This is a genomic window from Pseudomonas sp. GYB4201 (genome assembly GCF_056312595.1).
Genome location: NZ_JBWGIG010000029.1, coordinates 78322 through 85758, shown reverse-complemented (window position 1 = coordinate 85758; position 7437 = coordinate 78322). Strand labels below are relative to the sequence as shown.

General features: G+C 64.3%; 7 protein-coding genes. 6 read left to right on the top strand and 1 reads right to left on the bottom strand.

Going from position 1 to position 7437, the window contains the following annotated elements:
- Positions 1–111: 111 nt before the first annotated feature.
- The 5 genes from epd to fba all read left to right on the top strand — a co-directional run bounded on the left by epd (position 112) and on the right by fba (position 4189).
- The gene (epd, locus tag AC0Z2B_RS23750; RefSeq protein ID WP_416427295.1) at positions 112–1170 is read left to right on the top strand and encodes an erythrose-4-phosphate dehydrogenase; all 1059 of its coding nucleotides are present in this window, start codon (positions 112–114) and stop codon (positions 1168–1170) included.
- A gap of 12 nt (positions 1171–1182) precedes the next feature.
- Positions 1183–2346, top strand: a complete 1164-nt coding sequence (locus AC0Z2B_RS23745; RefSeq protein ID WP_476299815.1) for a phosphoglycerate kinase — start codon at positions 1183–1185, stop codon at positions 2344–2346.
- A 33-nt stretch (positions 2347–2379) separates the two neighbouring features.
- Positions 2380–2598 (top strand): hypothetical protein, encoded by a 219-nt coding sequence (locus tag AC0Z2B_RS23740; protein WP_416427293.1) that lies wholly within the window; start codon positions 2380–2382, stop codon positions 2596–2598.
- A 99-nt stretch (positions 2599–2697) separates the two neighbouring features.
- A complete protein-coding gene (locus AC0Z2B_RS23735) occupies positions 2698–3021 on the top strand; it encodes an MliC family protein (protein ID WP_416427292.1) in 324 nt (107 codons plus the stop codon).
- A 103-nt stretch (positions 3022–3124) separates the two neighbouring features.
- Positions 3125–4189, top strand: coding sequence for a class II fructose-bisphosphate aldolase (gene fba, locus AC0Z2B_RS23730; RefSeq protein WP_416427291.1), 1065 nt, complete (start codon positions 3125–3127; stop codon positions 4187–4189).
- 105 nt (positions 4190–4294) lie between these two features.
- Here the strand turns inward: fba and AC0Z2B_RS23725 are convergent, their stop codons facing one another.
- Complete coding sequence (locus AC0Z2B_RS23725) at positions 4295–4966, bottom strand: polysaccharide lyase family 7 protein (protein WP_476299813.1); 672 nt, start codon at positions 4964–4966, stop codon at positions 4295–4297.
- Positions 4967–5301: 335 nt separating this feature from the next.
- Between AC0Z2B_RS23725 and AC0Z2B_RS23720 the strand changes: the two genes are divergently transcribed.
- The gene (locus tag AC0Z2B_RS23720) at positions 5302–7422 is read left to right on the top strand and encodes a putative bifunctional diguanylate cyclase/phosphodiesterase (protein WP_476299811.1); all 2121 of its coding nucleotides are present in this window, start codon (positions 5302–5304) and stop codon (positions 7420–7422) included.
- Positions 7423–7437 lie beyond the last annotated feature (15 nt).

The following is a 7437-nucleotide window of genomic DNA, read 5'->3' as shown; positions in this document are numbered from 1 at the left end:
CGATGGCCATACCTCGATATCGGCGGTGTGGCCATCGCGGGCAAGCCCGGCTCCTACCGGGGGGCAGGGTTGTGTTCTCTCTGTTGAACTATTTGTACCAGTGAGCACCTCATGCCCCAGCCACGCCCCTATAAAGTTGCACTCAATGGCTACGGCCGTATCGGCCGTTGCGTCATGCGTGCGTTGTACGAGCGCGGCGCCGAAGCGGGCTTCGAGGTGGTTGCCATCAACGACCTGGCCGACATGGCCAGTCTCGAATACCTGACACGCTTCGACTCCACCCACGGCCGTTTCCCCGGCCAGGTGCGCAGCGAAGGCGACTGTCTGATGATTAACGGCGACTGCGTGAAAGTACTGCGCAGCGCCAGCCCCGAGGGCATCGACTGGGCGGCGCTTGACGTCGACCTGGTACTAGAATGCTCCGGGGCGTGGCATACCCGTGCCGACGGCCAGCGTTTCCTCGACGCCGGCGCCCCACGGGTGCTGTTCTCCCAGCCCATGGCCAGCGAGACCGATGTCGACGCCACTGTGGTGTTCGGCATCAACCAGCAGGTATTGACCGGTACCGAGACGCTGGTGTCCAACGCTTCCTGCACCACCAACTGCAGCGTGCCGTTGCTGCGGTTGCTGGATGAGGCCCTGGGCCTGGAGTACATCTCGATCACCACGATCCATTCGGCCATGAATGACCAGCCGGTGATCGATGCCTACCATGCCGAAGACCTGCGCCGCACCCGCTCGGCCTTCCAGTCGATCATCCCGGTGTCCACCGGGCTGGCGCGCGGAATAGAGCGGTTGCTGCCGGAACTCGGCGGCCGAATCCAGGCCAAAGCAGTGCGCGTGCCGACAGTGAACGTGTCGTGCCTGGACATCACCCTGCAGGTGCGCCGGGACACCGACGCCGCGGAGGTCAATCGCATCCTCCACGACGCCGCCCTTACCGGCCCGCTGAAAGGGCTGGTGGCCTACACCGAGCTGCCGCACGCCAGCTGTGATTTCAACCATGACCCGCATTCGGCCATCGTCGATGCCAGCCAGACCCGTGTATCAGGCCCGCGCCTGGTGAACATCCTGGCCTGGTTCGACAACGAATGGGGCTTTGCCAATCGGATGCTCGACGTCGCGGAGCACTTCCTGTACGTCGTCAACCAACAATTAAAACAGGCTTGAAGGACTGAACACATGACAGTGTTGAAGATGACCGACCTCGATCTGCGAGGTAAGCGCGTGCTGATCCGCGAAGACCTCAACGTTCCCGTGAAAGACGGTGTGGTCACCAGCGACGCGCGTATCCTGGCCTCGCTGCCAACCATCAAGCTGGCGCTGGAGAAAGGCGCGGCGGTGATGGTCTGCTCGCACCTGGGCCGTCCCACCGAGGGCGAGTTCTCTGCCGAGAACAGCCTGAAGCCGGTGGCCGACTACCTGAGCAAGGCCCTGGGCCGCGACGTGCCGCTGGTGGCTGACTACCTGGGCGGCGTCGACGTCAAGGCCGGCGACCTGGTGCTGTTCGAGAACGTGCGCTTCAACAAGGGCGAGAAAAAGAACGCCGACGAGCTGGCGCAGCAATACGCTGCCCTGTGCGATGTGTTCGTCATGGACGCCTTCGGCACTGCCCACCGCGCCGAGGGTTCGACCCACGGCGTGGCCAAGTTCGCCAAGGTAGCCGCCGCAGGCCCGCTGCTGGCCGCCGAGCTGGACGCGCTGGGCAAGGCCCTGGGCGCCCCGGCCAAGCCGATGGCCGCCATCGTCGCCGGTTCCAAGGTGTCCACCAAGCTGGACGTGCTCAACAGCCTGAGCCAGATCTGCGACCAGCTGATCGTCGGCGGCGGCATCGCCAACACCTTCCTGGCCGCAGCTGGCCACAAGGTCGGCAAGTCGCTGTACGAGCCGGACCTGCTGGACACCGCCCGCGCCATCGCCGCCAAGGTCAGCGTGCCGCTGCCGGTGGATGTGGTGGTGGCCAAGCAATTCGCCGAAACCGCCGAGGCCACCGTCAAGCTGATCGCCGACGTGGCCGATGACGACATGATCCTGGACATCGGCCCGCAGACCGCCGAGCAGTTCGCCCAACTGCTGAAAACGTCGAAGACCATCCTGTGGAACGGCCCGGTGGGCGTGTTCGAGTTCGACCAGTTCGGCAACGGAACCAAGGTGCTGGCCAAGGCCATCGCCGAGAGCCCGGCGTTCTCCATCGCCGGCGGCGGCGACACCCTGGCAGCCATCGACAAGTACGGCGTGTCCAAGGACATCTCCTACATTTCCACCGGTGGTGGCGCCTTCCTCGAGTTCGTCGAGGGCAAGGTACTGCCAGCCGTCGAGATGCTGGAGCAGCGGGCCAAGGCCTGATACGCCATGCGCGAATGGAAAGGGAGCGTCCAGATGACCAAGGCATTGCCGCTGTTGCTGCTGGCTGGCGTGCTCGCCGGGTGCGCCGGCAAGCCGGCGCCCGCCGCGGCCGAGCAGGTGCCCGGCAAGGGCGGCTGCTACCAGGCTGACTGGCAGGCCGAGACCGCGCCGGTCATCAACAAGCGCCTGGGCCCGGATGGCCTGGAAAAGTACGACCCTGAACACCAGGCCCCGGGGCAAGGTTGCCCCTGAGCCGACCGCGGGTCGGAACAACTGGCGGGCTTTTCAGTCCGATGGAACTGAGCGGCAGGCCTGCGTGCCTGCCGCCATGCTGCAACCCGAGGAAGTACAATGAAAGGCTTCATGGCCCTTGTGGCGTTTGCAGTACTGGGTGGATGTGCAAGTTTCAACCAGGCCCCGGTGTCCGCTGACTGGACACACTGGACCTGCGACAGCCAGGCGACCGTCGATTGGCGCTTCCTGGATGCGGGCAAGAACAGCGTGGAAGTGAAGCTGGGTGGCAGCGACCAGGTCTACCGCCTGAAAGCCGAACCCGGCGCGTCGGGCGAGCTGTTCAGCGACGGCGTGCTGGCCTTCCACAGCAAAGGTAATGAAGGGCTGGTGTACTGGGTCGCGACCAACGACCTGATTGGCCGGGCCTGCAAGGCCCAGTGATGCAGCGGGTCGGGCACAGGCCCGATCTACACTACTTGAATGGCAGCCGCCGCTTCGGCAGGCTTGCACGATTAACGACCCTCGACCGGGAGATAAACACAAGATGGCACTCATTAGCATGCGCCAGATGCTGGACCACGCCGCAGAGTTCGGCTACGGCGTCCCAGCTTTCAACGTCAACAACCTTGAGCAGATGCGCGCCATCATGGAAGCCGCTGACAAGACTGACTCCCCGGTAATTGTCCAGGCCTCGGCCGGCGCCCGCAAATACGCCGGCGCCCCCTTCCTGCGCCACCTGATCCTGGCCGCCATCGAAGAATTCCCGCACATCCCGGTGTGCATGCACCAGGACCACGGCACCAGCCCTGACGTCTGCCAGCGCTCGATCCAGCTGGGCTTCAGCTCGGTGATGATGGACGGCTCGCTGGGTGAAGACGGCAAGACCCCCACCGACTACGAGTACAACGTGCGCGTCACCCAGCAGACCGTGGCCATGGCCCACGCCTGCGGCGTGTCGGTAGAAGGCGAGCTGGGCTGCCTGGGTTCCCTGGAAACCGGCATGGCCGGTGAAGAAGACGGCATCGGCGCCGAAGGCGTGCTGGACCACAGCCAGATGCTGACCGACCCGGAAGAAGCCGCCGACTTCGTCAAGAAGACCCAGGTCGACGCCCTGGCCATCGCCATCGGCACCAGCCACGGCGCCTACAAGTTCACCAAGCCGCCTACCGGCGACGTGCTGGCCATCGACCGCATCAAGGAAATCCACAAGCGCATCCCCAACACCCACCTGGTGATGCACGGTTCTTCCTCGGTACCGCAAGAGTGGCTGGCGATCATCAACCAGTACGGCGGCGACATCAAGGAAACCTACGGCGTGCCGGTCGAGGAAATCGTCGAGGGCATCAAGCACGGCGTGCGCAAGGTCAACATCGACACCGACCTGCGCCTGGCGTCCACCGGTGCCATGCGCCGCCTGATGGCCACCAACCCGAGCGAGTTCGACCCACGCAAGTTCTTCGGTGAAACCGTGAAGGCCATGCGCGACGTGTGCATCGCCCGCTACGAAGCCTTCGGCACCGCCGGCAACGCTTCGAAGATCAAGCCGATCTCCCTGGAAGCGATGTTCCAGCGCTACGCCAAGGGCGAGCTGAACGCCAAGGTCAACTAAGCGTCCGGCAACACCGAAAACCCCGCCCCCAGGCGGGGTTTTTTATTCGCCCGTGGCAGCGGCCGCCAGGCCGCCTTCAAGGCCTGACGCAGCCTGCGGCAGCTGCTACGTGGAGGTGTGGGCAATCGCCAGCTTGTAGAACGTCACCGTCCCGCCTTCGGTGGCATCCCCGGTGTTGTCCTGGGTATACACCCCGGCCTTGAAATACAGCTGCGAGGCCTTCCAGGTGCCGCTGATCTGGTCGGTCCAGGTGTAGCCCGCCGCATCCACGCTCAACTGGCCGCCGGGGCTCAGGTGGATCAGGTAGTTGAACTGCTTGTTCATGGGCACGCCGGTGGCCACCTGGATCACCGTGGGCTCGTCATCGTCGATGTGGTAGCGCACCTTGGCGACGATGTTGCCGGTCTGGGTCTTGGTCTTGTACTGGTATTCCACCTTGAGCAGCGGCTGGTTGCTGCCGTACACGTGGATCTGGCCGATCACCACCTTGCCCGACGACGGCACCTGGTCGACGGCCAGGGTGGCGCGCAGGGTGTTGTCGGCGGTGGGGTACTGCCAGTTGCGCACCGAACCGTCGGCGTTGGCCTCGCGCAGTTCACAGCGCGGGTAGATGGCGCTGTCGGTGACCGTGCCGGTCACCGGGGCCCAGAAGAACAGGGTGCCGGTGTCGGAGTGGAAATACTGGTCCTTGAAGCCGGCTACCAGGGTCGGGGTGCTGATGGTCTGCGCTGGCGTTCCTTCCGGAACGCTGAGCATCCAGGTCGATAGGTCTATCATGTTGTTGCCTTCCTTTTATCGCGGCGGTCGACTGCCGGAAAACCAACCCGGCCGCTTAGCTCGGGGGTTGAAGAGGGCGCTCTTTATAGAGACCTGAAATTAAATTGTTAATGCTGGCACGTCGATTAGTTGGCGCCAACCTTTCGTCGATTTGCCTGCAGGCCTTTGATTTCGGGGGCTGTGGAAAATTACCGTTAGTCGGGTAAGCGATCTTTGGTAGGGTGCTGGCACTTTAACGGCTCCCGCTTCTTTGGATCCCGGTCTAGAGTAAGGAACGATCTGTATCCGGTTTTTGTCATAAAGGCCGGTGCCATATGTCTTGACGAGAAGCATGCATGGAATGCGCGCAATCCCAGCCAAATGACGGCGGCTCAGTGCTACTGGTCGTTGATGACTACCCCGAGAACCTGATCAGCATGCGGGCCTTGCTCGAGCGTCAGGATTGGCGGGTGGTAACGGCCGCTTCCGGTGTGGAAGCCCTGAGCATGCTGCTGGAACATGAAGTCGACCTGGTGCTGCTGGATGTGCAGATGCCAGGCATGGACGGATTCGAAGTGGCCCGCCTGATGCGCGGCAGCCAGCGCACGCGGTTGACCCCGATAATCTTTCTTACCGCCAACGAACAGAACCAGGCCTCGGTGCTCAAGGGCTACGCCAACGGCGCCGTGGATTACCTGTTCAAACCCTTCGACCCGCAAATACTGCGGCCCAAGGTGCAGGCCCTGCTCGAACAGCAGCGCAACCGCCGCGACCTGCAGCGCCTGAGCCGCGACCTGGAAACCGCCCGTGCCTTCAACGCCTCGGTGCTGGAGAACGCTGCCGAAGGCATCCTGGTGATCGACGAGAAAGGCCGCATCAGTTTCGCCAACCCGGCCATCTCGCGCCTGCTCAACGCCTCGGTGGCCGAGCTTACCGGCGCCGAGCTGCTCAAGTTCGTGGTCAAGCCCACGGTAGGGCAGTGGGCCGACTCCGAGTTCTACCGCGCCTACGCCAACCGCGAGACCTTCCGGGTGCACGACGCGGTGCTGTGCACGGTGTCGGGCCAGCAGCTGCCTGCGGCGCTGTCCTGCGCGCCGCTGCCTGGCGAGCAGCACGCCATGGTGGTGACGGTGCTGGACATGTCGGTGGTGCGCAACCTGCACCAGCAGCTGGAATACCAGGCCGTCACCGACCCGCTGACCGGCTTGCTGAACCGTCGCGGTTTCTACCAGACCGTGGAAAGCGCGCTGGTCCGCAACGAGCGCTCGGACAAGTCCCAGGCACTGCTGTACCTGGACCTCGACGGCTTCAAGCGCATCAATGACAACCACGGCCACGACGCCGGCGACCGGGTGCTGCGCTGGGTGGCCGAGCAGCTCAAGGACTGCCTGCGCAGCTATGACATCGTCGCGCGCATGGGCGGCGACGAGTTCACCGCGCTACTCGACACCCTGGAATACCCCGAGCAGGCGGCCAAGGTCGCGGAAAAGCTCATCGACCGGGTCTCCATGTGCCAGCAGATCGACGGCCTGGACGTGACGTTGGGCGTCAGCATCGGCATCGCCACCTACCCCGAGTGCGGCTCCAACCTCGACAGCCTGCTGCGCGCCGCCGACATCGCCATGTACGCGGCCAAGCAGGCCGGGCGCCAGCAGTACCGCTACTACGACCAGGACATGAATGGCCGGGCGCGCTCGCGGCTGATGCTCGAGGACAGCGTCAGCAGCGCCATCGAGAAAAAGGATTTCACCTTGGTCTACCAGCCCCAGGTGGCCATCGCCGACGGCCGGCTGCGCGGTTTCGAGGCGCTGCTGCGCTGGCGCCACCCCAGCGTCGGCGACGTGCCGCCGGGGTTGTTCATTCCGCTGCTGGAAGAGGCCCGGCTGATCAGCCGCCTGACCAGCTGGATCTACCAGCAGGGCGCCGCCCAGCGGCATGCCTGGCGCGACAGCTTCGATGACGGGCTGATTCTCAGCATCAGCCTGAGCAACGCCCAGTTCGCCATGCCTAACCTTGTGCCCGAGTTGCAACGTGCCATCGCCATGAACGGCCTGCAGGCCCAGCAGCTGGAAGTGGAAGTGGTGGAAACCTCGCTGATGCACAATCAGGAAGAGGCCATGCGCCAGCTGCACGAGCTGCACAACCTGGGCGTGCGCGTGGCGCTGGACGACTTCGGCACCGGCCATTGCTCGCTCAAGCTGCTGCGCGACCTGCCCATCGACACCCTCAAGCTCGACCGCCACCTGGTGGCGCGCCTGCCCGAGTCCGAGCGCGACGCGGCCCTGGCCCGCAACGTGATCAGCGTGTGCCGCGACTTCGGCATCACCGTGATCGCCGAGGGCGTGGAGACGCGCGAGCAGTATCAGTGGCTGCGCACAAACGGTTGCGAGCTGGCCCAGGGCTTTATCGTTGCCAAGCCGTTGACCGCCGACGACGCCACCGGCTTCCCCGGCCAGTTCGATTGGGCCACGGTATAGGCGCGCAATTGGGTA